Source organism: Rhodoferax sp., from assembly GCF_028689305.1.
GTDB lineage: Bacteria > Pseudomonadota > Gammaproteobacteria > Burkholderiales > Burkholderiaceae_C > Rhodoferax.
In genome coordinates this window covers 1-24,772 of sequence record NZ_JAQTWM010000055.1, presented here as the reverse complement: position 1 = coordinate 24,772, position 24,772 = coordinate 1, and the positions used below count along the sequence as shown (strand labels likewise).

The following is a 24,772-nucleotide window of genomic DNA, read 5'->3' as shown; positions in this document are numbered from 1 at the left end:
TCCACCCCTTTGACGGCGTTGATGCCCATCATGGCGTAGGCAATGTCGGCATCCATCTTGTCAAACAGCGGCTCGCCCAGGCCGACCGGCACGTTGGCGGCGCTGACCCGCAGGCGGGCGCCGCAACTGTCGCCGCTTTTGCGCAGCGCTTCCATGTAGGCTTCCAGGGCCGAGACATCGGCCACCGGGGCAAAAAACGGGTTGTGCGGCACATGCTCCCAGGACTCGAAGGCAATCGGCAGTTCACCCACCTGGGTCATGCAGCCGCGAAACACGGTGCCGTATTTTTCAAACAGCCACTTTTTGGCCACCGCACCGGCGGCCACCATGGGCGCAGTCAGGCGGGCACTGCTGCGGCCACCACCGCGTGGGTCGCGGAGGCCGTATTTTTGAAAGTAGGCGTAGTCGGCGTGGCCGGGGCGGAAGGTCTGGACAATGTTGCCGTAGTCCTTGCTGCGCTGGTCGGTGTTGTTGATCAGCAGGCAGATCGGTGTGCCGGTGGTTTGGCCTTCATACACGCCGGAGAGAATCTGCACCGCGTCGGGCTCATTGCGCTGGGTGACAAATTTGCTGGTGCCGGGGCGGCGGCGATCCAGGTCGGGCTGGATGTCGGCCTCGGACAATGCCAATCCGGGCGGGCAGCCGTCAATCACGCAGCCGATGGCCGGGCCGTGGGATTCACCAAAGTTGGTGACTGCGAATAGGGTTCCAAAGGTATTGCCGCTCATGGGGCGTGATTATCCCAGAGCGCCCAAGACCGCACCAGGCAGGCTGAAAACTAGAGTTTGGGCGCCTCTTCTGGATCTTCACCTTCGGGCCAGTCGTGGATATAGGCCTTGAGCATCTTGTTCTCGAAGTTCTGGCTGTCCACCACGGCACGGGCCACGTCATGGAAGCTGATCACCCCCATCAACATGCGTTTGTCCATCACCGGCATGTAGCGTGCATGGCGGTCCAGCATCATGCGGCGCACCTCGTCCATGTCGGTTTCCATGGTGCAAGTCAGCGGCGCATCATCCATGGCGGTACGCACAATGGTCTTGCCAATGTTGCCTGCGGTCTTGACCAGGATCTGGGTCAGTTCACGCACGGTCAGCATGCCGACCAGGTCACCATGCTCCATGACCACCAGCGAGCCGATGTCTCGCTCAGCCATCAAACCCAGTGCATTGATCAGAGGTTCGTCTGGCGTTGTGGTGAACAAGGTGCCGCCCTTGATGCGCAAAATGTCGCTGACTTTCATGATGTTCCTCGTCTTCTGGGTTGAATGGTTGCCAACAACCTTCATCTTAATGGCAAAGCGGGCACTGTAAAGCCCCCGGGGGTGATCTGTGAGGGTCAGCTGCGTCAGCCCAACGGGTTCAGGGGCTGTTGCGCGGTCAACAGGGCCTCCACCTCGGTCGCGGCCAGCGGCTTGGCATAAAAATAACCTTGGGCAAAGTCACACCCCATCTCCTTGAGCAGCTGGTGCTGCTGCAGGGTCTCCACCCCTTCGGCAATGACTTTCAGATTCAATTGGTGGGCCATCACCACCACCGCCTGGGCCAGCGCCAGCTCGTCCGAGGCGGGTGCCAGGCGCTCAATGGTGGCGCGTTCGATCTTGAAGTAATCCACATGGCGTTTCTTCAGCTCAAAAAACGTCGAACAACCCGCGCCAAAATGGTCCACGGCCACACCAGTGCCGGCATCGCGGAACTCCTGCAGCTGGGCTGCCACGGCCTGGGACGGGTCATGGAGCATGTTTTCCGAAATCTCGATGACAAAATTCTGCCCGCTGATGCCGCTGGACGCCAGTTGCTCACGCCAGCCGATCCGGTGCACATGGGCCTGCAGCAATTGCAGCGGCGACATGTTCAGCGCAATCTTGAAGCCCGCACCCATGACCTGGGACCAGCGCTTGGCCTGTTCGAGGGCCTGGCCAAAAACCCAGTCACCCAGCTGGTGGATCAGCCCGCACTCTTCAGCCAGCGGAATGAATTCAGCCGGGCCCACCATCCCGCGCTGCGGGTGAAACCAGCGCAGCAAAGCTTCCACCTTGTGCAGCCGCCCGCTGTCCAGCGCCACAACGGGTTGGAAAAACAACTTGAGCTGCCCATTTTTCATTGCAAGACGCAGGTCGTTCATCAGTTCCAGGTGCCCCTGGGCCCGCAACTGCATGGCGCGGGTGAAGAAGCTGAAACGGCTGCGCCCGGCCCGCTTGGCCTCGTACATGGCCTGGTCGGCGTTTTGCACCAGCCCCTCCAGATCGGTGCCATCGTCCGGGTACAGGGTAATGCCCACGCTGGCTGTCACATGCGCTTGGTGCCCCTCCAGCTCATAAGGCGCCGACAGTGACTGGATGATGTTGGTGGCAATCACCTCCACATGGGCCGGGTCGTCCAGTTCCGACAGGATCACGGTGTATTCATCCCCGCCCAGGCGTGCCACCGTGTCCGAGGCGCGCGCACAGGCCGTGATACGGCGCCCGGCCTCGACCAGCAACAGATCACCGATGTCGTGCCCCAGGGTGTCATTGACCAGCTTGAAATGGTCCAGATCCAGAAACAGCACAGCCAGTTTGAGGCCACTGCGGATGGCCTTGAGCAGCTCCTGAGCCAGCCGGTCGTGAAACATGCGCCGGTTGGGCAGTCCGGTGAGGGCATCGAAATTGGCCTGCGTCCAGACCAGCTCCTCGGCACGCTTCTTTTCTGTGACGTCCGAAAACAGCGCGACCCGCCGATGGACCGAACCATCGGGGTGATAGATGGTGTTGATGGTCAGCCATTCGGCATAAATCTCGCCATTCTTGCGTTTGTTCCACAACTCACCCTGCCAATGGCCGCGGGTCACCAGTTCCTGCCACAACACACGGTAAAACTCGCTGCTTTGCTTGCCTGAGCGCAACAAACTCGGGTCCTGCCCCAACACCTCGTCACGGGTGTAGCCGGTCAGGGTGGTGAAGGCCGGGTTGACGTCCACAATGTGGTTGCCGGCGTCCACCACCACCATGGCTTCGCTGCTGTGTTCCAGCACCATGGCAGCCAACGTCAGCTTGTCCTGCGCCGCTTTCTGGGCCGTGACGTCGCGTGCCGTGCCCACCAGCCCGACCACGCTGCCCGCCGCATCCCGCAGGGGCGCGGTCTGCACGTCCAGCGTCACCCATTGCCCGGCCACCTCGCCCTGCACTTCAAACCGGCAGGGCTTGCCATCAGGCACCCGCTGGTCACCGGCCAGACCGCGCTCCAGCAGCAGCTGCCCCGGCGCCGCCGCAGGGCTGCGTTCACGTGCGCGCCGGGTGAAATACTGATCGTCCCGGCCCACGATCTCATCGGGGCTATTGGCATGCAGCAGCCGCTCACACATGACCTGGTTGGCCAACAGATAACACTGATCCAGGTCTTTGGCCCAGATCATGTCGGGCACGGCATCCATCACCGATTGCAGCAATTGGCGCGCATCAAACAACCGGTCCATGTCAGCATGACGATCTTTGTTGGATTTTTTTCCACTCAAAAGCTCCCCTTTTTTGCCATTGGGCTGACGCGGCTTGATCGTAGAACAACTCAGGCTTGAATCATTTTCTGTCGGCAAACCCGCCCGAAAATGCGCGCAAAATGGCGCCCATTGTTACTACAACCCTTGAAAGAAGTCCATGCCCGGTTACGCTGACCCCGGTTTTGACACCCTTGCCCTGCATGCCGGGGCCGCGCCAGACCCCGCCACCGGCGCCCGCGCCGTGCCGATCCACCTGACCACCTCTTTTGTCTTCGAGTCCAGTGACCACGCCCAGTCGTTGTTCAATCTGGAGCGCGCCGGCCACGTCTACAGCCGCATCAGCAACCCGACCAACGCGGTGCTGGAAGAACGCATTGCCGCGCTGGAAGGCGGCATTGGCGCCATCAGTTGCGCCAGTGGCCAGGCCGCCCTGCACCTGAGCATTGCCACGCTGATGGGGGCAGGCAGCCACATCGTGGCCAGCACCGCGCTGTATGGCGGCAGCCAAAACCTGCTGCACTACACGTTGCGCCGCTTTGGCATCAACACCACCTTTGTGCGGCCCGGCGACATCGACGGCTGGCGCGCCGCCGTGCGCCCCAACACCAAACTGTTTTTTGGCGAGACCGTAGGCAACCCTGGCCTGGATGTGCTCGACATCCCGACCGTGAGCTCAGTAGCCCACGAGGCCGGGGTGCCGCTGCTGGTGGACTCGACCCTGACCACCCCCTGGCTGATCAAGCCGTTCGAACATGGCGCCGATCTGGTCTACCACTCGGCCACCAAGTTCCTCAGCGGCCACGGCACGGTGATTGGCGGGCTGGTGGTGGATGGCGGCAGCTTCGACTGGGATGCCTCGGGCAAGTTTGCCGAGCTGAGCCAGGCTTATGACGGCTTTCACAACATGGTGTTCAGCGAGGAATCCACCGTCGGCGCGTTTTTGTTGCGCGCCCGCCGCGAAGGCTTGCGCGACTTCGGCGCCTGTTTGAGCCCGCATTCGGCCTGGCTGATCCTGCAAGGCATGGAAACCCTGCCGCTGCGCATGGCGCGCCACCTTGACAACACCCAGAAGGTGGTGGACTTCCTGGCCAGCCAGCCGTTTGTCTCTCGCGTCGGTCACCCGCTGCTGGAGAGCCACCCCAGCCATGGACTGGCGCAACGGTTGCTGCCGCGTGGCGCGGGCTCGGTGTTCAGCTTTGACCTCAAAGGCAGCCGCGAGCAGGGCAAGAAGTTTGTCGAAACGCTGAAAATCTTCAGCCACCTGGCCAATGTGGGCGACTGCCGCAGCCTGGTGATCCACCCGGCCAGCACCACCCACTTCCGCATGACCGACGAGGCCCTGGCCGCTGGCGGCATCACCCAGGGCACGATCCGCCTGAGCATCGGGCTGGAGGACGCCGACGATCTGCTGGACGACCTCAAGCGCGCCCTGAAGGCTGCCGAAAAAGCCTAATTACTATCAAAATGATAGCTACTTAGGCTTAATTTATCCGGGCTAGAGGCCAATTTAGCTTGTAAAACAGCGTATTTTCACAGGACCGCGTATGTATCTGACCGTCAACCACGCCCCCACCTATTGCTACACCGGTGGCCGGCCCTTTGATGCGGGCAAACCCACGGTGGTGTTCATCCACGGCGTGATCAACGACCACAGCGTCTGGATTCTGCAAAGCCGCTACCTGGCGCACCATGGCTACAACGTGCTGGCCGTGGACTTGCCCGGCCATTGCCGCAGCCAGGGTGAGGCACCGTCCAGCGTCGAAGAAGCCGCCGATTTCATTGCCGCGCTGCTCGATGCCGCCGGCGTGGCGCGCGCGGCGCTGATCGGCCACAGCTGGGGCTCACTGATTGCGCTGGAGGCGGCATCCCGGCTGAAGGAGCGTGTGAGCCACCTGGTGCTGGTGGGCACGGCGTTTCCGATGAAGGTGTCAGGCGCGCTGCTGGAAGCGTCGCAAAACGCACCCGAGCAGGCGCTCAAACTGGTCAACGTGTTTTCACGCAGCACCCTGGCGCCGCCGCCCTCCGCGCTGGGCCCGGGCACCTGGGTCTATGGCGCCTCGATGGCGCTGGGGCGCCGGGTGATCGCCAGCAACCCGCGCGTGAACGTGTTCCACCGCGGCTTCAAGGCCTGTGACGACTATGCCAACGGCGAACAGGCCATCACCCAGATCACCTGCCCGGTGTTGTTCATCCTGGGCGCGCAGGACCAGATGACCCCGCCGAAGGCCGCGCAAAGCCTGATCCAGGCGGCACGCGCCAGCGGCAAGACCGTGCGGAGTGTCAGCCTGCCGGTGGGCCACCACCAGATGACCGAAACCCCGGACGCCACGCTGTTTGCCATGCGGGATTTTCTCGGCCAGTGACCCTGGCCGCAGGCTCAGTCTGTGGCCCCAGCCAGGGCAACAAACTCGCCCGAAAACCGTCCGGCCACCTGCCCACCACCATCCTCCAGCACCGACACCACCGTGATCCTGGCCTTGCCCTTGCGCGCCAGCATGCGGGTGAACGGAGCCCAATCCTGCGGCTGCGCCAGCGACGCCCGGGCCGTGAAAGCGCCATCGATCGGCAGGTCATAACTCATGCTGTTGCGCTGGATCACCAGGCGGCTGCTGATGCCGGCAGCGGACAAACGTGTGTGCAGCAGGGACCAGGCCGAGAGAATGGCCAGCGCCGAGGCACTGCCGCCAAAAACCGTGTCGCGATGGTTGATATTGGGGGCCAGCGGCGCCGCCAGCACCACGGCGTTGTCCTGCAGCGTCTGCACGGAAACCTGCATCGCCTTGGACAAGGGAATGTGGTCGTGCAGGTATTGGGCCAATGCTTGGGGTGACACCTGTTCTCCTTGAGGTTGAAAGCTATTTATTTGATAGCACTTCATGCAGTTTTAACGTGGGCAGAAGGCTCTTTTGCCATAAATTTTCAGTGCTGGGCTCGCGCTTGAGCAATAAAGCCTGAAGCAAAGGCGCCAGCGGCGTGGCCTGCGGGTCGGCCAGCAGCACCAGGCGGGCGGTGTCGTCGGGGCGCTCTTCCTGCAGCTGGGCAATCCAGTCCAGGGCCACCAGCGCCTCCACCACCGGCTCCAGCTGCAATGTGTCCACCCGCAAGGCGGCACCGAGCTGTTCCACGCTCAGGCCCTTGTCGGGGGTCAGGCGCACCCGGTCCAGCTGCTGCAACAGCTCCAGCGCCAGCAAAAACTGCCAGCCGTGCGCGCGCACGCGGCGCTGCACACCGGTCAGCAAACTCGGCAGATAGGCCGTGATCACCGCCCCCAGCAGCACAATCACCCAGGCGGTGTAGATCCACACCAGCAGAATCGGCACCGTGGCAAACGCGCCATACAACACCGAATAGGTCGGCACCTTGCCCAGATACCAGACCAGCACCCGCTTGGCCACCTCAAACCCGGCCGACACAAACAGGCCACCGGCCCAGGCATGGCCCCAATGCACCCGGGTATTGGGCACATAGTGGTACAGCGCCGCCATGCCACCGGCCAGCAGGCCAAACTGCAAGGTGTCGAGCAACAGTTGGACACTGCCCGGCATCACGTCCACCAGGCCTTTGGAGGCCGACAGCGCGTAGGAGGTGATGCTCAGGCTCACCGCCAGCAGCAGCGGCCCGAGCGTCATCACCGCCCAGTACACCAGCACGCGCTGGCCCAAGGGCCGTGGCTGGCGCACCCGCCAGATGCCGTTGAGGGTCCGGTCAATCGTCAGGATCAAGGCCAGCGCCGTGAAGAACAGCACCGCCACCCCCACGCCGCCGAGCCGGCTGGCCTTGCCGGCAAACTGCGTCAGGTAGCCCAGCACCTGGCGCGCGATGCTGTCGGGAATCAGACTCTCGATCAGCCATTTCTGCAGCACCAGCTGCAACTTGGCAAACATCGGAAACGCGGTAAACACCGCCAGCACCACGGTGAACAGCGGCACCAGGGCGATGGTGGTGGTGAAGGTCAGGCTGCTGGCGGTCAGCCCCAAGCGGTCTTCGCGGAACCGCTCACGCAGGGTGTGGGCGGTGTTTTTCCAGGGAAACCGGCGCAGATTCTGCAAAAAAACATCCAGGCGCTGGGACCAGTGTGTAGGGGCAAGAGGCATATCGGTCATGGCCGCTATGATGCCATCCCCATGAACGCATCCACCGCCCCCCCCGCCAACACGCCATCCGCCCCGGTCGCCGCCACCCGGGTGCTGGCGGTCGCCAGCCTGCTCGGGCTGATCATTCTGGGCCTGGCCTGGGAACTGGCGCTGGCTCCGCTGCGGCCCGGTGGCTCCTGGCTGGTGCTCAAGGTGCTGCCTCTGTGCCTGCCGCTGATTGGCCTGCTGAAAAACCGCATGTACACCTACCGTTGGGTCAGTCTGATGGTGTGGCTGTACTTCATTGAAGGCACGGTGCGCGCCTATGGCGACAAGCCGCCCGGCAACTATCTGGCGATGCTGGAAGTGGGCTTGTGCCTGCTGCTGTTTCTGGCCTGCGCGCTGCACGTGCGGCTGCGCCTGCGCCATCCCCTGATCTCTGACACCACCGCCCCCGACCATGCAAACCCTGCTTTGTGAACTGAGCGCCATTGTTGGCCAGCCCCATGTGTTGACCGACGGTGACCTGAGCGCCTGGGAACAGGACTGGCGCAAACGCAGCCACGGCAAGGCCCTGGCCGTGGTGCGCCCGGGTAACACGCCAGAGGTCGCCGAGGTGGTCAAAGCCTGTGCCCGGTTCCGGGCCGCGCACCCGGACAGCCAGCTGAGCCTGGTACCACAGGGCGGCAACACCGGGCTGGTGGTGGGCTCGACACCGGACAGATCAGGCCAGCAGATTGTGTTGAGCCTGCAACGCCTGAACGCCATACGCCAGCTGGATGCGGCCAACCTGACCGTGACGGCCGAAGCCGGCTGCATCTTACAAACGCTGCAGGAGCGCGCCCGCAACGACGGTTTCCTGTTTCCCCTGAGCCTGGCGGCCGAAGGCTCCTGCACCATTGGCGGCAATCTGGCCGCCAACGCCGGTGGCACCCAGGTGCTGCGTTTTGGCAATGCGCGCGAGTTGTGTCTGGGGCTGGAGGTGGTCACGGCCCAGGGCGACATCTGGCAGGGTTTGAGCGGACTGCGCAAGGACAACACCGGTTACGACCTGCGCCACCTGTTCATCGGCTCCGAAGGCACGCTGGGCATCATCACCGCCGCCACCCTGAAGCTGTACCCGCTGCCCGCCGCCCAGCTCACGGCCTGGGCGGCCGTGCCCTCGTTGCAGGCCGCCGTGACCCTGCTGGGGCTGGCGCACCGCCACCTGGGCGCCGGGCTGACCGGCTTTGAACTGATGGGGCAGTTCGCCCTGAGCCTGGTGGACCGCCACTTTGCCCAGCTGCGGGTACCGCTGTTTCAGGACGCGCCGTTTTGTGTGCTGCTGGAACACTCGGACCAAGAGTCCGAAGCCCATGCCCGCCAGCAACTTGAACAACTGCTGGAGGCCGCGCTGGAAGACGGCTGTGTCAGCGATGCGGTGGTGGCTGAAAACCTGACGCAGGCCCATATGCTGTGGCAGATCCGCGAGAGCATTCCGCTGGCCCAGGCCGAAGAGGGGCTCAACATCAAACACGACATTTCACTGCCGGTATCGGCCATTGCCGAATTTGTCGACACCACCGATGCCCTGTTGCAACAGGCGATTGCCGGTGTGCGGCTGGTGAATTTTGGCCATTTGGGCGACGGCAACCTGCACTACAACGTGCAGGCGCCGGTGGGGGTGGATGCGGCCGCCTTTCTGCGGGAACAGGAAGCCTTGGTGAACCGCCTGGTGTTTGATTCGGTCATGGCATTTGGTGGCTCGATTTCGGCTGAGCACGGTGTGGGCAGCCTCAAGGTGGACCACCTTACCCATTACAAATCGCCGGTGGCGCTGGGGCTGATGCGGGCCATCAAACAGGCGCTGGACCCACAAAACCTGATGAACCCGGGGCGGGTCATCCGCCCCTGAACGGGCGCTCAGCCCTTATCATGTACCACCACGACCTGACGCCTGACACCTCCCCACGGGAAAAGTCCAGAGGGTGCCTGGCGTTCTTTGCATAGGAAGTTGCTATGGGATTCTTCGACCGCCTGTTTGGCAAAAAAAAGGACGACAACGACAACAACCTGTCCGGCAGCGCCGGGCCGGAGTCACAACAAGCCAGTGACATGGGCCTGGACGGCAAATCTGCCGCGGCCATCCTGGCTGAAATCGACATCGACAAAGCCATCAGCGCCCACGAAAACTGGAAAGCCCGGCTACAGAACTACCTGGACGGCCAGTCCACGGAAGACCTCAAGCCTGAAGTGATTTGCCTGGACAACCGTTGCGACCTGGGGCAATGGCTGCACGGGCCAGGTCAGCAGCGCCTGGGCAAATACCCCGCTTTTTCAGCGTTGATTGCCCGCCATCAACACTTTCACCTACAGGCGGCCAACGTGGTGACGCTGGTACAGGCCGACAAAAAGGCCGAGGCCAGCCGGGTGATGGACAGCAGTTACCGCCATGCGTCCAACCAGGTGGTGCTGCTGCTCAAAGAACTCAAACGCGGTCTGGGTCGCTAAGACCTCTTGGCGGCGCCGGCCTTGCCGTCCTCGATGGCGGTGACAGGCCTGCCACCCTAAAATTCGCCCTGCTCTGGCGCCGGTGACAAGGTGCCCATGTCCTTCCCAACCAACGCTGCCCGCATGAACCCATCCGCCGCCCCGATCCGATCCCAGTACGAAGACTTCCTGCGCCACGTCCACACCCACGGCGTGGCCAAGGCCGACCGCACCGGCACCGGCACCCAAAGCGTGTTTGGTTATCAGATGCGTTTTGACCTGAACGAGGGCTTTCCGCTGATCACCACCAAAAAAGTGTTTCTCAAAGCCATCATCGTCGAACTGCTCTGGTTTTTACGCGGCGGACGCAATGTCAAGTGGCTGCAGGAACGCGGCTGCACCATCTGGGACGAATGGGCACGCGCCGACGGCGACCTGGGGCCGGTCTATGGGGTGCAATGGCGCAGCTGGCCCAAACCTGACGGTGGCCACATCGACCAGATCGCCGAGGTCATCCAGACCCTCCGCACCAACCCCGACTCGCGCCGCATCATCGTCAGCGCCTGGAATGTGGCCGATCTGGACAAGATGGCGCTGATGCCCTGCCATGCCTTCTTTCAGTTCTATGTGGCGCCCTCCACGGCGCCAGGCGGGCGCGGCAAACTCAGCTGCCAGCTCTATCAGCGCAGCGCCGACATCTTCCTGGGCGTGCCGTTCAACATTGCCAGTTATGCATTGCTGACCCACATGGTGGCCCAGCAATGTGAGCTGGAGGTGGGCGACTTCATCTGGACCGGTGGTGACTGCCATATTTACAGCAACCACACCGAACAGGTGGAACTGCAGCTCAGCCGGGCGCCTTTTGCCTACCCGACGCTGCAGATCAAGCGCCGTCCGGACTCGATCTTTGACTACAACTACGAAGATTTCGAGGTGCAGGGCTACCAGTGCCACCCGGCCATCAAAGCCCCGGTGGCCGTGTGATCAGCCGTCGCCAGCTCTGGGGCCTGGTGGCACTCACCCTGATGTGGGGTGTGAACTGGCCGATGATGAAGCTGTCCCTGCAAGGTCTCAGTCCGCTTTACTTTCGCGCCAGCACCATGTCCCTGGGTGCGGTCTGGTTGTTTATCTATGTGGCGCAACGCGGCGAGCGCATGTGGCCACGCGGGCGCGAATGGACCAGCATCGCCACCCTGGGTTTGCCCAATGTGCTGGGCTGGCACACCCTGTCCATTTTTGGCGTGCAGGAGCTGGCTTCGGGCCGTGCCGCGATTTTGGGTTTCACCATGCCGATCATGACCGTGCTGATAGGTGCCATCGCTTTTGGCGAGCGCATCACACCGCGGGTTCGTCTGGCGATGTTGTGTGCCGGGCTGGCCATCGGCCTGCTGTTGTGGCATGAGTTGCAGCGTCTCAGTGGTCGCCCGGCCGGGGTGGTCTGGATGCTGGGCGCCGCACTGTGCTGGGCAGTGGGCACCGTGCTGTTCCGGCGCGCCCAGCTGACACTGTCATCCGTGGTCGTCACTGTCTGGATGTTGCTGCTGGGCAGTCTGGTGTTGTGGGTGCTGGCCCTGTTACTGGAGCCGGTACCACAGCCTTCGGGGTTTTCCGTGCCGCTGTGGATCAGTCTGGCCTACGGCGTTCTGGTGAACTATGGCATCGCCCAGCTGATCTGGTTTGGCATGGCGCGCGACTTGCCACCGGCCACCAGTGCCATGAGTGTCATGGCCATCCCGCTGGTAGGCACCCTGAGTGCGACCCTGATTGTCGGGGAGACGCCGCACTGGCAGGACTGGCTGGCGATGGTGTTTGTGATGCTGGCCATCGCCAGCGTGTTGTTGCCACCCCGCAAGCCCGTCACGTCCTGATTTTTGTGAATTTTTGCCTGTCGACCAGCTCCACCATGCAACTCAAACTCATTTTTGCCCGCGCCAGCAATGGCGTCATTGGCCTGAACAACACCCTGCCCTGGCACCTGCCGGAAGACATGGCGCACTTCAAGCGCACCACGCTGGGCTGCCCGGTGATCATGGGGCGCAAGACCTGGGAGTCACTGCCCCCCAAATTCCGGCCACTGCCCGGACGCCTGAATGTGGTGGTGACGCGCCAGCCGGGCTGGGCAGCCGACGGTGCCGTGGTGGTGCACTCGCTGCAAGCCGCCTGTGCCGCCTGCCCCCCTGAAAGCACCGCCTGGGTCATCGGCGGGGCCGAGATGTACGCGCAAGCCCTGCCACTGGCCAGTGAAGCGGTGGTGACCGAGATCGATACCCCCTTTGAAGGCGACGCCTTTGCCCCCACCTTCGGACCGCGATGGCACGAAACCGCCCGCGAATCCCATACCGCCGGCAACGGCCTGCGTTTCAGTTTTGTCACTTATCACCATTCATCAGGAGTTTGAAACATGTCAGGACACGGTTTTCACGTCCACGGCCCGCACGATCACGAGTTGGAACACGCCCAGCAGGGTCACCACGGGGGGGCCCATGGTGACCATGGCGGCATGATCAACCAGATTGCGCTGTTCACCGCCGTCATCGCCACGGTGGGTGCGGTGTTTGGCTACATGGGTGGTGCCACCCAGGCCAACGCCGGGTTGTACAAGAACAACGCGGCGATCAAGAAAACAGAAGCCTCCAACCAGTGGAATTATTTCCAGGCCAAGAGCACCAAACAGTCCTTGGCGGAGCTGGCGCGTGATCTGGCGCCGGAGGACAAAAAGGCAACCTACCAGGCCAAGGTGGACCGCTACGACAAGGAAAAAGGCGAGATCAAGGCCGTTGCCGACAAGCTCGAAGCAGAGGCCACGCAGTGGGACAAACAAAGCGACGAACAAATGCACCAGCACCACCGCTGGGCGCAGTCCACCACCGTGCTGCAAGTGGCCATTGCCCTGGCGGCGATTGCGCTGCTGACCAAAAAGAAATGGCTGGAAGTCGCCATGTTTGGCGCTGGCGGCATTGGTTTGCTGGTGGGCGCATTGGCCTGGCTGCACATCTGACCACCGGCCAGACCCATTTGATCCCTGCCAAAGGCCCTGCGCATCATGAAACTCGCCACCTGGAACGTGAATTCGCTGACCGTGCGTCTGCCCCAAGTGCTGGACTGGCTTGCCGCCAACCCGGTCGATGTGCTGGCCCTGCAAGAGCTCAAGCTCACCGACGACAAGTTCCCGCATGCGGCTTTTGCGGCGGCGGGCTACCAATCGGTCTGTTTTGGCCAGAAAACCTACAACGGTGTGGCCTTGCTCAGCCGCACCGCTGGGCAAGACGTGGTGCGCAACATCCCGGGGTTTTCTGACGATATGGCGCGCGTCATCAGCGCAACGTTTCCCCTGGCGTCTGGGGCAATCCAAGGTGATACACCGCCAGGCATCCGGGTGGTGGGTGCCTATTTTCCCAACGGCCAGGAACCCGGCAGCGACAAGTTTGAATACAAGCTGGCCTGGCTCCAGGGCCTGCGCGCCTGGCTGCGCAGTGAGCTGCAGGCCTACCCCAACCTGGTGCTGATGGGTGACTACAACATCACCTTTGACGATGCCGATGTGTGGGACCCCGAAGGCATGCGCGACCAGATTCATTGCACCGATGAGGAGCGCTATGAATTAAACGCCCTGATCGCCCTCGGGCTGGCGGATGCTCACCGTTTGTTCCCGCAAGCCCCCAAGAGTTATTCGTGGTGGGACTACCGCGACTTCGGCTTCAAACGCAACCACGGCATGCGCATCGACCACATCCTGATCAGCCACGCCCTCCAGCCGCTGGCGACGGGCTGCTGGATTGACAAAATCCCACGCAAGAATGAGCGCCCCAGCGACCATGCACCGGTGGTGCTGGAGCTGGCTCTCAATCACTCCTGAATTTATAGCTACAAAGAGCCATTTCATCTGGGCTGGATGCCATTTTTACTCCAAACCCAGCTCCTGAATCTTGCGTGTGATGGTGTTGCGGCCAATGCCGAGTTTTTGCGCCGCCTCAATGCGTCGCCCGCGGGTGGCCGCCAGCGCGGCCAGAATCAGGCGCGACTCGAAGCGCCGGGTCAGCTCGTCCCAGACATCGCAACGATCGGTGGCCAGCAGCGCCTGCGCGTCGGCATCCAGGCCCAACTCCCAGCTGGCGAGTGACGCAGGCACCAAACCAGTGCTCACCTCTGGCCTGGGCGTTGCCCCAGGTGCAGACACACTGTCAAGGACAGCAGCAGCTACCAGACCGGCATCGGACGCCGACGCAGCCTCGGGCGCTGCAGCCCGCGCCAGGCTGGTGTCCACCCCCACTTCAGGCGGCAGGTCCTTGGGCTCGATCAGTTGTGCTGGCGCCATGACCGTCAGCCAGTGGCAGATGTTTTCAAGTTGGCGCACGTTGCCCGGAAAACCGAATTGACTGAGCCAGGCCAGCGCCGCCTCCGAAATGCGCTTGGGCTCCACGCCGAGCTGCGCCGCACTTTGCTGAAGAAAGTGGCGTGTCAGCATCGGAATGTCTTCACGCCGCTCACGCAAGGGCGGCAGGCGCAGGCGGATCACGTTCAGGCGGTGAAACAGGTCTTCACGAAACACCCCGTCCTTGACGCGCTGCTCCAGATTCTGGTGCGTGGCGGCAATCACCCGCACATTGGTCTTGACCGCGCCGTGGCCACCGACGCGGTAGAAATGACCATCAGACAGCACCCGCAACAGCCGGGTCTGCAGGTCAAACGGCATGTCGCCAATCTCATCGAGAAACAGGGTGCCGCCGTCGGCCTGCTCAAAACGACCACGCCGCATGGTCTGCGCGCCGGTGAAGGCCCCGCGTTCGTGGCCGAACAGTTCGGACTCCAGCAAGTCCTTGGGAATGGCAGCGGTATTGATGGCCACAAACGGCCCGTTGGCGCGGGGTGAGTGTTTGTGCAGGGCACGGGCCACCAGTTCCTTGCCCGAACCCGATTCGCCAGTGATCAGCACGGTGACATTGCTCGGGCTCAGACGACCGATGGCGCGAAACACATCCTGCATGGCCGGCGCCTGCCCAAGCATTTCCGGCGCTTCGGTGATGCGTTCTTCAGCGACTTCTTCACGCTGGCTTTCTTCCACCGCGCGGCGGATCAGCTCCACCGCCTTGGGCAGGTCAAAGGGTTTGGGCAGGTACTCGAAGGCGCCGCCCTGAAAGGCCGACACGGCGCTGTCCAGATCGGAGTAGGCGGTCATGATGATGACCGGCAGGCCGGGAAACCGGGCCTTGACTTTCTCCAGCAAATCCAGCCCGGAGCCACCGGGCATGCGAATGTCACTCACCAGCACCTGGGGGCCGCGGTCATTCTCATCCGCCAAGGCATCCAGCACATCCCGGGCGTTGGTGAAACTGCGGGTCGGCAGGTCTTCACGCAACAGCGCTTTTTCCAGCACGAAGCGGATGGACTGGTCATCGTCAACAATCCAGATGGGCTTCATATCGTTGGGTCACCTTGGTTGGACCCCGGCTGCTGGCCAGAGTCGGGTCAGGGCAGCGGGATCAGTATTTTGAAATCAGTCATTCCCGGCACGCTGTCACACTCAATCAGGCCATGGTGTTGCTGGACAAAGGTTTGTGCCAATGTCAGCCCCAGGCCAGACCCCCCCTCCCGCCCAGACACCAGCGGGTAAAAAATACGGTCCTTGATTGAGTCCGGCACGCCGGGCCCGTTGTCGATGACATGCAATTCCAGTGCCAACCGGTAGCGTTGTTTGCCAAACGTGGTCTGGCGCGCCACCCGGGTGCGAAAAATCAGGCGCGCGTCACCCTGGGCGATACGCTCCGCCAAGGCTTGGCAGGCATTGTGCGCAATGTTGAGCACGGCCTGGATCAGTTGTTCTCGGTCGCCGCGGAACTCGGGCAAAGAGGTGTCGTAGTCCTGCACCACCACCAGGCCCTTGGGAAATTCGGCCAGGATCAGCGAGCGCACGCGTTCACAAACTTCATGAATATTGACGTCCCCCACCACATGGGCCTTGCGATGGGGTGCCAGCAAACGATCGACCAGTGACTGCAGGCGATCGGCCTCATGAATGATGACCTGGGTGTACTCATTGAGCTCGGGCGCGGCCATCTCCATTTCGAGCAGTTGTGCCGCACCACGAATGCCACCCAGCGGATTCTTGATCTCGTGTGCGAGATTGCGAATGAGTTCCTTGTTGGCCAGCGCCTGTTCGGCCAGCCGTTCTTCCCGGTCCTGGCGCGCCTGTTGCTCCAGCGGCAGCAGTTCCACAATGATGTCCGCCCCTTCGGTCAAGGTCACGATCACATGCACCGGCAAGGGCTCGCGCGCCATGCGCAACATCCAGGCGTCATAACGTAGCGCCGCAAAACCATGATCACTCACGCGGGTGAGCAGACTCTGAAGATAGTCCGGTTGCGTGAAACTGTCCGGAAAATGAGAGCCAACAATCACGCGGCGGGAGATGCCTCGGGCATCTTCCAGCGCCGCATTGGCAAACAGCACCACCCCATCATGACGTACCACCGCCACCAGCGTGGCCAACATGTCAAACGCCTTGTACCGATCTGCTGACGAGGCGGTCACGGCAGACAACTCAGGTGAGTTCACAGGCACCTCGTCGAGCTATTTTTGTGCTGGCGGAAGATCGCCTTTGCCGGGCAGGCGCTCCAGTTCACGGCGGATGCCCGCCATGTCACTCTCGTTGCGCGCTAGGCTGGCCTTGAGTTCTGCCACTCGATCGAGGTATTTCTGGTGGTTGCGGAATTCATCACCACGTTTGTCGGGCTCGCCATTGTTGTATTCGGCCTTGAGCGCTTCCTGGCGGGCTTGTGCCTTTTTCAATTCGGACTCCAGAATCAGGCGAGCATCCGAATCACGCGTCTTTTGCTGTTCGGCATTCACCCGCGGCCCGCTGGTGGCAGCCCCATTGCCCGGAGGATTGGCCTTGCTGGCAGGCGCTTTGGGTACCCGGGTGCCCTGTACCACGGTGACGTTGCCACCTTCGACCAGCTTGCAGTTTTTGTTGCGGGGATCAGGCTTGGTGTTGGTGTATTCGTTGCCACAGCGGTAAATCGGGTCCTGTGCATGCCCCGGCACTGCCATCACGCCGCACGTCACCAGCACCACCCACAGTTGTTTCATAGGCCTTCCACGCTTTTCAACCATCACAGATCACCTTCGCAGGATATCCAACAACACGCCAACGTTTCAGTGTAGTTTCCCACAATAAAAAAGGACGGCATTGGCCGTCCTTTTTGTTGAGCACCCGGGCTGTCATGGCTGAGCGGCCCGGGTTGGTCCGCCAATCACAGCGAATAGTACATGTCAAATTCAATCGGGTGAGTGGCCATGCGCAGGCGGGTCACTTCCGTCATCTTCAGTTCAATGTAGGCATCCAGCAGGCTGTCGGTGAACACCCCGCCTTTGGTCAGGAAACTGCGGTCCGCATCCAGGCACTCCAGCGCCTGATCCAGGCTGTGGCAGACAGTCGGGATCAGCGCGTTTTCTTCGGGCGGCAGATGGTACAGATCCTTGGTCGCAGCTTCGCCGGGGTGAATCTTGTTTTCCACACCGTCCAGACCGGCCATCATCAGCGCCGAGAAGCCAAGGTACGGGTTCATCAGTGGATCGGGGAAACGGGCTTCCACACGGCGGGCCTTGGGGTTGGCCACATACGGAATGCGGATCGAAGCCGAACGATTCTTGGCCGAGTAAGCCAGTTTCACCGGCGCTTCAAAACCAGGCACCAGACGCTTGTAGCTGTTGGTACCGGGGTTGGTGATCGCGTTCAGGGCACGGGCATGCTTGATGATGCCGCCGATGTAGTACAGGGCAAAGTCGCTCAAGCCAGCATAGCCGTCGCCAGCAAACAGGTTCTTGCCGTCTTTCCAGATCGACTGGTGCACGTGCATGCCGGAGCCGTTGTCACCCACGATGGGCTTGGGCATGAAGGTGGCGGTCTTGCCATAGGCATTGGCCACGTTTTGCACCACGTATTTCAGAACCTGGGTCCAGTCAGCGCGCTCAACCAGCGTGCTGAACTTGGTGCCCAGTTCGCATTGGCCAGGAGCAGCCACTTCGTGGTGGAACACCTCAACCGGGATGCCCAACGATTCAAGAATCAGGGACATTTCAGCGCGCATGTCTTGGGTGCTGTCGACTGGAGGCACAGGAAAATAGCCACCCTTGGTGGTGGGACGGTGGCCACGGTTGCCGCCTTCCAATTTCTTGCCAGAGTTCCACGGTGCTTCGTAGTCGTCGATCTTGAAGAAACAACCCGACATGTCGGTGTTCCAGCGCACATCATCAAACAGGAAGAATTCTGGCTCAGGACCGAAGTAAGCTGTGTCGCCCATGCCAGAAGCTTTCAAGTAGGCTTCAGCGCGGCGTGCAACGGAACGTGGATCTCGGTCATAAGCCTTGCCATCACTGGGTTCAATGACATCACAGCTCATGAACAGCGTGGTTTCTTCAAAGAACGGGTCGATGTTGGCGGTGTTGGGGTCGGGCATGAGTTGCATGTCCGAAGCTTCAATGCCTTTCCAGCCCGCCACCGACGAACCGTCAAAGGCATGACCCGAGGTGAATTTGTCTTCATCAAAATGTGAAACCGGCACGGTCACGTGCTGTTCCTTGCCACGGGTATCGGTGAAACGGAAATCAACAAATTTGACTTCATTGTCTTTCACCATCTTCATGACGTCTGCGACAGTCTTGGCCATCAAATACTCCTGGTTGAATTGCTGTTGAAAAAGGGGTTTATGGGGATGAATGCAGGTTTTATGCCAGTCTCCAAAGCAGAACAACCCGATCAGCCCCCTATTTTGCACTGAGTTGGGCGATCACTCGGCACCCAACTTGCCATGACAGCGAGTACGCCATCAACATCATGGCACAACACAATAAAATGCACCAAAATAATGCGTCGATATGCACCAAAATAGGGAAATTAGGAATGCACCAATTCAGGGCCTAATTTGAGATCAAAAGGCTTCAAACCCGTCAACAGCGCCGCGTAGGCAGGCGCCACCAGATCTGGTGCCCCTTTGACACCCAGCTCAATATGCCGGCCAAACTGCGGATGGTCTACACTGGGCAAGCTGAACACCTTGACACCCGGGTGGTCGCGTTCCAACTGTTCCATCAATGGCGTCAAAGTGGCCTCCATCGCACCAAAAACGATCACCGACTGCTCCAGCCAAGCCTGAACCTGAAACAAAGCCGGGTAACAGGTGTCGAGTACCCATTCAATCATCGGCCAGGCCATGACCGGAAATCCTGGCACAAAATGAATCTGGCCACAACTGAATCCAGGTATCTGGTTGTAGGGGTTGGGAATGATGCTGGCCCCAGCCGGAAACACCCCCATGTTCAGGCGATGCATATTGTCAGACGCATCCGGCTCATAAACCCGGCCCTGTTCGCGGGCCAAGTTCTGCATGCGTTGCTCGATCAGGGTCTTGGCTTCGGGGTGCAAAACCAGCGGCAGGCCCAGCGCACGTGCGGCACACTGGCGGGTATGGTCATCAGGCGTGGCGCCAATACCGCCCGTGGAAAACACCACATCACCAGAATCAAAGGCCCGCCTCAGGGCGGCAGTGATACGTTCAGGTGCGTCTCCCACATACTCGGCATAGTCCAGCTGCAGGCCACGGGCCTTGAGCAGCTCAATGACTTTGGGCAGGTGTTTGTCAGCGCGCTTGCCGGAGAGGATTTCATCACCAATGATGATCAGTCCAAAGCGCGGTGGGGTGTCATTGGTTTGGTGGGTCACTTGGCTTGGGTTCATGGTGCAATGGTAGCGCCTGCGGATCTGTCACAGCTATGTCTGGCGGTGTGACCGGTTCCACAGTTGCTGGGGTCGGCTCGATGCGCAAGGCGTGCAGTGCCGCCAGACAATAGTGCGCAAACCACAGAGATGAGAGCGCAAACACCAGCGCATACAGCCAGACGCCGATCGGAATCAGCACCATGAAGGCGGTGGCAAACAGAACACCAGACGCCCAGATCACACTGGGCGCGGCACCAAGATAACCACACACAACCCCCATCCCCAGCAAAGCCAGGCGATGACGGCGAAAGATTTCGCGTCGCTCCTGGCGGCTGGCATGCACCGCCAGAGCGTCAAACGCCATCACGCGGTAGGTCAACCAGCCCCAGATCAGTGGCGGCAGCACCAGGATGAGCGGTGGAATCAGCCACAATGGCACAGACACCAGCAAGGCCACCAAGGCCAGCACGGTCGACATCAATGACCACATCAGGCTCTGCAGCAAGGAGCCGCCATTTTTACGCTCTAATGTGGCAAAGCGTTTGTCCGCCACCAGGGCGGTAAGTGCCGGTGTCATCAGCAGTGCCACCAGCAACAGGGAAACCACCACAATCACCGGCATCACAGCCAGCAGCACCAACAGCGGTGCCAGAAAAGCCGTCGGGCTGGCCAGACCAAAACCCTGCAACCAGCCCTGCACCGTTCCCATGATGGTGGATGTCGTGAGCAACTGGGTGACCCAATCCAGGAGGCTTTGCCAATACAGATAACGGAAACCCAGGGCCAGCAACAACATCAGCAGCAACGGCATCACTGACAGCAACATCACCCGTGGCCGGAAGCAATAAGCGACCGCGCGCCAGAAAGAGTCAAACAGCAGGTTCATTGTGCAAGCATACCCGACCGTCCATCCGGGCCCAGCCTGCCCCACAACTCACACGGTCTCTGCGCCACTGACCCGTGCCAGATCAGCCGCGTCCAGCCAGCGCCACTGCCCTGGCAGCAAATCATCAGGCAAGCGCAGTCCGCCAATCTGCGAGCGATGTAAACCTTCCACCCGGTTGCTGACTGCCGCCAGCATGCGCTTGACCTGATGGTATTTCCCTTCGGTCAGCGTCAGACGCAAGTGGAACTCACTCAAGGCTTCACAGGCAGCAGCACGCACGGGCTTGGGGTCGTCATCCAGCACCACCCCCTGGAGCAATTGCTGCACTTGTCGATCAGTCAGCGGATGCTTGACGGTGACTTCATACACCTTGGGCACATGGTGGCGCGGTGAACTCATGCGGTGGATGAACTTGCCGTCATCCGTCAGTAACAACATGCCGGTGGTGTCTTGGTCGAGCCGACCCACAGCCTGCACACCCTGCACTGCGCCCTTTTGTGGCCGCTGGCGCAAGGGCGCTGGCAACAGCGTGTAGATGCTGGGATAGGTTGAAGGTTTTTGTGAACACTCGGTGGCAACGGGTTTGTTCAACAGGATATAGGCCTTTTCAAAGTACGGCCAGTCCACACCCTGGACTCTGAAACGCAACCCATCAGCGTCAAAATCAGTAGCAGCATAAGTACATTTCACGCGGGCTAGAGGGTTGTTTTTATCATAAACTTCGACCAAACCCTGTTGAATCAGGCCGATGCAAACACGCCGCGTGCCAAAGCCCTGGGAATAAAGAATGTCTTGGAGTTGCATGGCAGGAGTATCGCAAAGGCGCACCCCACGGTGCCCAATGCTGGGGGATGCCCTTGTCAGGAAGTGATCAAACGCGCGGCTTCGCGGGCAGCCACCACACCTTCATCGGTGGGAACCACCCACACCTCGACCTGGCTGGCCGGTGTGTGAATCGCCATCACCGCATCACCTGTGGCTTGGGCGTTCAGGTCAGGATCAATGGCGACGCCCATCCAGGTCAATTTTTGGCCGACTTCAGCGCGCAGGGCCACATCGTGCTCGCCAATGCCGCCACTGAACGCCAGCACATCGAGCCCTTGCAGACAGGCCACCAACGCACCACTTTCGCGTACCACACGGTACGTGAAAATATCAATTGCCAACTGCGCGGATGGACTGGTATCAGCCCGCAACCGGCGCATGTCAGCCGAGATGCCGGACACCCCCAACAAACCACTTTGCCTGTACAGTAGCTTCTGCAGGCGGTCATGGTCCCAGCCCTGCTCCAGCAGATAAAGCACCACCCCGGCATCCAGTGCCCCGGTACGCGTGCCCATCATGAGGCCATCCAATGCCGAAAACCCCATGGTGGTCGCACAACTCTCGCCCGCACGAGCTGCGCACAGGCTGGCACCATTTCCCAGATGCGCCATCAGCACTCGCCCCAGCGCACGCGGGCTATGCTGCTGCAGCGTTCCCATCACGTACTGATAGGAGAGCCCATGAAAACCGTAGCGACGCAGACCCTGCTCATAAAGCGCCTGCGGCAAGGCAAAACGGAAATCCACCTCTGGCAAGCAGGCATGGAAGGCGGTGTCAAAACAGGCCACTTGCGGCAAGTCGGCAAAGGCTTGCCGGAACGCCCGCACACCATCGAGATTGTGCGGCTGGTGCAGGGGCGCCAGGGAGTTGAGCTGCGCCAATTTCGCCAACACCTCATCCGTCACCACCACGCTGGCCCGGTAGAAGCGGCCACCGTGCACCACACGATGCGCCACGGCCCGCAACACCGGCACACCCGGCAACGACGCCAGCAACTCGCGCAAACTCTGCAATGCCTGGGCGAACACATGTTCGGCCGCCAGCGCCAAGGGGCGACTGTGATGCTGCGTCCGATAGGTCCAGCGCATCGTGGGTGCGCCGCCAGGTTCCAGACCTTCGATACACCCTGACAGGATCTGCGACTGGACTTCGGCGTTAACCAGCGGGTAGAGGGAAAACTTGAGCGTGGATGAACCGGCGTTCACCGCCAGGATAGCCATGTTGACATCTACCAGACAACACGCGGCTGATCGCGCCGGGCATTGTGGGCAACCAGCAGCCCCAACAATGCCGAAGCCACCCGGTTGGACGGTCCTTCGGCGCGGCTGGTCAGGGCGATCGGAACCCGAGCGCCCAGAACGATCCCAGACCCGCTGGCGCCCGCCAGATACTCAAGCTGTTTGGCCAGCATATTGCCACTGTCCAGATCAGGTACCACCAGAATGTCTGCATGCCCCGCTACGCTGGACTTGATGTTCTTGATTTCCGCCGCTTCTGCCGAAATAGCGTTGTCAAACGCCAGCGGGCCATCAAGCACTCCACCGGTGATTTGACCTCGATCAGCCATCTTGCACAACGCTGCTGCATCCAGGGTTGACGGAATGTTCGGGTTGACCATTTCAACAGCCGACAGAACCGCCACCTTGGGCACAGCCACGCCCATGATGCGGGCAAAGTCAATGGCGTTCTGAACAATATCGATTTTGTCCTGCAAAGTCGGGCGAATGTTCAGCGCGGCGTCGGTGATCAGCAAAGGCTTGTGATAAAGCGGTACATCAAAACGGAACACATGAGACATGCGTCGCTCGGTACGCAGGGCAGGCCGGGCCAGCACCGCATGGATCAGTTCATCCGTATGCAGACTGCCCTTCATCAACATTTCAACCTTGCCCGTAGCGGCCATTTCAGCACCGACATCGGCCGCAGCATGGCTATGGGGTTGCGAAATGATCTCAACACCCGTCAGGTCAATCCCTTCATTGGCGGCCATATGGCGAATTCGCACCTCCGGGCCAATCAGCACCGGGATGATCAGCCCACAACGCGCTGCATCCATGGCACCGCTGAGCGAACCCTCATCACAGGGATGCACCACGGCACAACGAACAGCTTCCAGGTTCGCACCCAAAGACAGGAGCTGTTTGAACCGGGCCTGCGGATCAAACAATTGGATTTGGGGCACCTCCACCCGCGGTAAACGCACCTTGATGGTGGGCGCCAACACCCGCGCCGTCCCACTCAAGACACATACACCACTCTGATTGGTCACCTGACAGTCCAGCTCAATGCTGTGATCGGCCGGATTTTTCGATGTCACCGTCACGATCACAGTCAGGGTGTCGCCAACACGCACCGGTTTGACAAAGTGCAGCGCCTGATCCTGGTAGATCGTGCCAGGGCCAGGAAACTGGGTTCCCAGCAATGCCGATATCAGTGCACCACTCCACATGCCGTGAGCGATGACCCCGTGGAACAGCGTGTCATTGGCGTAGACCGGATCCAGGTGAGCCGGGTTGGTGTCACCAGAAACAGCCGCGAACGCCTTGATGTCATCCAGTGTCAACGTGCGCAGCAGGCGGGCACTTTGACCAATGACAATTTCATCAAAAACATAGTTTTCTACCAATTCCGCATCCAGAGGAAGATTCATAAACAGTCCGTCATATCGAAAAACAAAAGGCAATCACTACCCTGCCTTGAACAATTCATTCAGATCCATGCCGGCGGCGCCAGGCTTGAAGCCCTGCATCACCAGATGCTGTTCCGCCTGCTCCACAATTTGCCGCGTCGTCGTCAGTCCGTTATCGTTCAAACTGACGGTTTGCATGTGATAACGCAACACCAGCAAACCGCGCAACTCCTCACGCAGATGGGCGACACGACGATCATTGGAGGGCTCCCAACGCGAGACCGGCCCATCGGGACGAGTGCCCCTGCGCTCATGCGTGATCGGTGGCTGCGGGTGCGACTCCATGAGTTTGGTCACTGCCGACTGATCATCCAGATTGACACTGAGACCAATGGCCAAACGTGCAATGCGCGCATTGAGCCCTTCAAGCGACAAACGTAAACGTTGCGGGGAGTCGTCATCAATCTGCATGGCCATACCTTCCATGAACAATCAGACCAGCGAATGAATGCCGCTGTGCTGAACAAAAAATGGCACCAAAGCCACAATAGCCTCCCGCTGCACGAACATCAGTGGAGCCGGCAGCTTGACATTGGTCTTGACCGATCAAAGAGGCACCGGTACCGCTGCATTTTACGGGTAAACCCTAGACTAAAGTCATAGATCAAGCAGCTTACTGAGTTAGGTCAAGTGCCGCTCTT

At 60.8% G+C, this 24,772-nt stretch carries 25 protein-coding genes; 10 read left to right on the top strand and 15 right to left on the bottom strand.

The genetic code is table 11. The features are described 5' to 3' along the window. The 3 genes from aroC to PHW99_RS11965 all read right to left on the bottom strand — a co-directional run. The coding region (gene aroC, locus PHW99_RS11975; protein ID WP_300177572.1) for a chorismate synthase at nucleotides 1-728 on the bottom strand (728 nt) is incomplete at its 3' end. A gap of 50 nt (nucleotides 729-778) precedes the next feature. After that, the gene (locus PHW99_RS11970) at nucleotides 779-1,243 is read right to left on the bottom strand and encodes a CBS domain-containing protein (RefSeq protein ID WP_300177569.1); all 465 of its coding nucleotides are present in this window, start codon (nucleotides 1,241-1,243) and stop codon (nucleotides 779-781) included. Nucleotides 1,244-1,347: 104 nt separating this feature from the next. Further along, on the bottom strand, nucleotides 1,348-3,453 hold the full coding sequence (locus PHW99_RS11965) for a bifunctional diguanylate cyclase/phosphodiesterase (RefSeq protein ID WP_300177567.1): 2,106 nt from the start codon (nucleotides 3,451-3,453) through the stop codon (nucleotides 1,348-1,350). Nucleotides 3,454-3,631: 178 nt separating this feature from the next. On the opposite strand from PHW99_RS11965, the gene PHW99_RS11960 reads away from it, so the two are divergent. Together PHW99_RS11960 and PHW99_RS11955 are read left to right on the top strand one after the other, a co-directional pair. Then, a complete protein-coding gene (locus PHW99_RS11960; RefSeq protein ID WP_300177565.1) occupies nucleotides 3,632-4,927 on the top strand; it encodes an O-acetylhomoserine aminocarboxypropyltransferase in 1,296 nt (431 codons plus the stop codon). A 91-nt stretch (nucleotides 4,928-5,018) separates the two neighbouring features. Further along, nucleotides 5,019-5,837 (top strand): alpha/beta hydrolase, encoded by an 819-nt coding sequence (locus PHW99_RS11955; protein ID WP_300177563.1) that lies wholly within the window; start codon nucleotides 5,019-5,021, stop codon nucleotides 5,835-5,837. Between the two features lie 14 nt (nucleotides 5,838-5,851). Here PHW99_RS11955 and PHW99_RS11950 read toward each other — a convergent pair whose 3' ends face one another. Both PHW99_RS11950 and PHW99_RS11945 read right to left on the bottom strand, forming a co-directional pair. Continuing rightward, on the bottom strand, nucleotides 5,852-6,307 hold the full coding sequence (locus PHW99_RS11950; RefSeq protein ID WP_300177561.1) for a YiiD C-terminal domain-containing protein: 456 nt from the start codon (nucleotides 6,305-6,307) through the stop codon (nucleotides 5,852-5,854). A gap of 22 nt (nucleotides 6,308-6,329) precedes the next feature. After that, nucleotides 6,330-7,568: a YihY family inner membrane protein gene (locus PHW99_RS11945; RefSeq protein WP_300177559.1), complete on the bottom strand. Its 1,239-nt coding sequence runs from the start codon at nucleotides 7,566-7,568 to the stop codon at nucleotides 6,330-6,332. Nucleotides 7,569-7,598: 30 nt separating this feature from the next. On the opposite strand from PHW99_RS11945, the gene PHW99_RS11940 reads away from it, so the two are divergent. From PHW99_RS11940 to xth, 8 genes are all read left to right on the top strand, one after another. Next, entirely contained in the window at nucleotides 7,599-8,027 is a 429-nt protein-coding gene (locus tag PHW99_RS11940; RefSeq protein WP_300177556.1) for a DUF2069 domain-containing protein, read from the top strand. Further along, entirely contained in the window at nucleotides 8,008-9,441 is a 1,434-nt protein-coding gene (locus PHW99_RS11935) for an FAD-binding oxidoreductase (RefSeq protein ID WP_300177553.1), read from the top strand. Before PHW99_RS11940 ends, PHW99_RS11935 begins: the two co-directional genes overlap by 20 nt. A gap of 104 nt (nucleotides 9,442-9,545) precedes the next feature. Next, nucleotides 9,546-10,037, top strand: a complete 492-nt coding sequence (locus tag PHW99_RS11930; RefSeq protein ID WP_300177550.1) for a CZB domain-containing protein — start codon at nucleotides 9,546-9,548, stop codon at nucleotides 10,035-10,037. Nucleotides 10,038-10,160: 123 nt separating this feature from the next. Next, nucleotides 10,161-11,000 carry a thymidylate synthase gene (locus tag PHW99_RS11925; RefSeq protein WP_300177575.1) on the top strand — a complete coding sequence of 280 codons (840 nt, stop codon included), beginning with the start codon at nucleotides 10,161-10,163 and terminating at the stop codon, nucleotides 10,998-11,000. Continuing rightward, nucleotides 10,997-11,884, top strand: coding sequence for a DMT family transporter (locus PHW99_RS11920; RefSeq protein ID WP_300177547.1), 888 nt, complete (start codon nucleotides 10,997-10,999; stop codon nucleotides 11,882-11,884). Before PHW99_RS11925 ends, PHW99_RS11920 begins: the two co-directional genes overlap by 4 nt. Nucleotides 11,885-11,919: 35 nt before the next feature. Continuing rightward, nucleotides 11,920-12,414: a dihydrofolate reductase gene (locus PHW99_RS11915; protein ID WP_300177544.1), complete on the top strand. Its 495-nt coding sequence runs from the start codon at nucleotides 11,920-11,922 to the stop codon at nucleotides 12,412-12,414. 3 nt (nucleotides 12,415-12,417) lie between these two features. After that, on the top strand, nucleotides 12,418-13,014 hold the full coding sequence (locus PHW99_RS11910) for a DUF4337 domain-containing protein (RefSeq protein WP_300177541.1): 597 nt from the start codon (nucleotides 12,418-12,420) through the stop codon (nucleotides 13,012-13,014). Between the two features lie 45 nt (nucleotides 13,015-13,059). Next, nucleotides 13,060-13,872, top strand: a complete 813-nt coding sequence (xth, locus tag PHW99_RS11905) for an exodeoxyribonuclease III (RefSeq protein ID WP_300177538.1) — start codon at nucleotides 13,060-13,062, stop codon at nucleotides 13,870-13,872. Between the two features lie 45 nt (nucleotides 13,873-13,917). Here xth and ntrC read toward each other — a convergent pair whose 3' ends face one another. From ntrC to PHW99_RS11855, 10 genes are all read right to left on the bottom strand, one after another. Beyond that, nucleotides 13,918-15,435, bottom strand: a complete 1,518-nt coding sequence (ntrC, locus tag PHW99_RS11900) for a nitrogen regulation protein NR(I) (protein ID WP_300177535.1) — start codon at nucleotides 15,433-15,435, stop codon at nucleotides 13,918-13,920. A 47-nt stretch (nucleotides 15,436-15,482) separates the two neighbouring features. Beyond that, nucleotides 15,483-16,568, bottom strand: a complete 1,086-nt coding sequence (gene glnL, locus PHW99_RS11895; RefSeq protein WP_300177532.1) for a nitrogen regulation protein NR(II) — start codon at nucleotides 16,566-16,568, stop codon at nucleotides 15,483-15,485. Nucleotides 16,569-16,583: 15 nt separating this feature from the next. After that, complete coding sequence (locus tag PHW99_RS11890) at nucleotides 16,584-17,102, bottom strand: hypothetical protein (protein ID WP_300177529.1); 519 nt, start codon at nucleotides 17,100-17,102, stop codon at nucleotides 16,584-16,586. A gap of 164 nt (nucleotides 17,103-17,266) precedes the next feature. Then, nucleotides 17,267-18,682, bottom strand: coding sequence for a type I glutamate--ammonia ligase (glnA, locus tag PHW99_RS11885; RefSeq protein WP_300177526.1), 1,416 nt, complete (start codon nucleotides 18,680-18,682; stop codon nucleotides 17,267-17,269). A 227-nt stretch (nucleotides 18,683-18,909) separates the two neighbouring features. Beyond that, nucleotides 18,910-19,749 (bottom strand): molybdopterin-binding protein, encoded by an 840-nt coding sequence (locus tag PHW99_RS11880; RefSeq protein WP_300177523.1) that lies wholly within the window; start codon nucleotides 19,747-19,749, stop codon nucleotides 18,910-18,912. Continuing rightward, a complete protein-coding gene (locus tag PHW99_RS11875) occupies nucleotides 19,715-20,617 on the bottom strand; it encodes an EI24 domain-containing protein (RefSeq protein WP_300177520.1) in 903 nt (300 codons plus the stop codon). Before PHW99_RS11875 ends, PHW99_RS11880 begins: the two co-directional genes overlap by 35 nt. Nucleotides 20,618-20,665: 48 nt before the next feature. Beyond that, a complete protein-coding gene (locus PHW99_RS11870) occupies nucleotides 20,666-21,421 on the bottom strand; it encodes a 16S rRNA pseudouridine(516) synthase (RefSeq protein WP_300177517.1) in 756 nt (251 codons plus the stop codon). Between the two features lie 56 nt (nucleotides 21,422-21,477). Next, nucleotides 21,478-22,662, bottom strand: coding sequence for an acetate/propionate family kinase (locus tag PHW99_RS11865; RefSeq protein WP_300177514.1), 1,185 nt, complete (start codon nucleotides 22,660-22,662; stop codon nucleotides 21,478-21,480). A gap of 8 nt (nucleotides 22,663-22,670) precedes the next feature. Further along, nucleotides 22,671-24,092, bottom strand: coding sequence for a bifunctional enoyl-CoA hydratase/phosphate acetyltransferase (locus PHW99_RS11860; protein ID WP_300177511.1), 1,422 nt, complete (start codon nucleotides 24,090-24,092; stop codon nucleotides 22,671-22,673). Nucleotides 24,093-24,128: 36 nt separating this feature from the next. Beyond that, the gene (locus PHW99_RS11855; RefSeq protein WP_300177509.1) at nucleotides 24,129-24,542 is read right to left on the bottom strand and encodes a hypothetical protein; all 414 of its coding nucleotides are present in this window, start codon (nucleotides 24,540-24,542) and stop codon (nucleotides 24,129-24,131) included. Nucleotides 24,543-24,772: the final 230 nt, after the last annotated feature.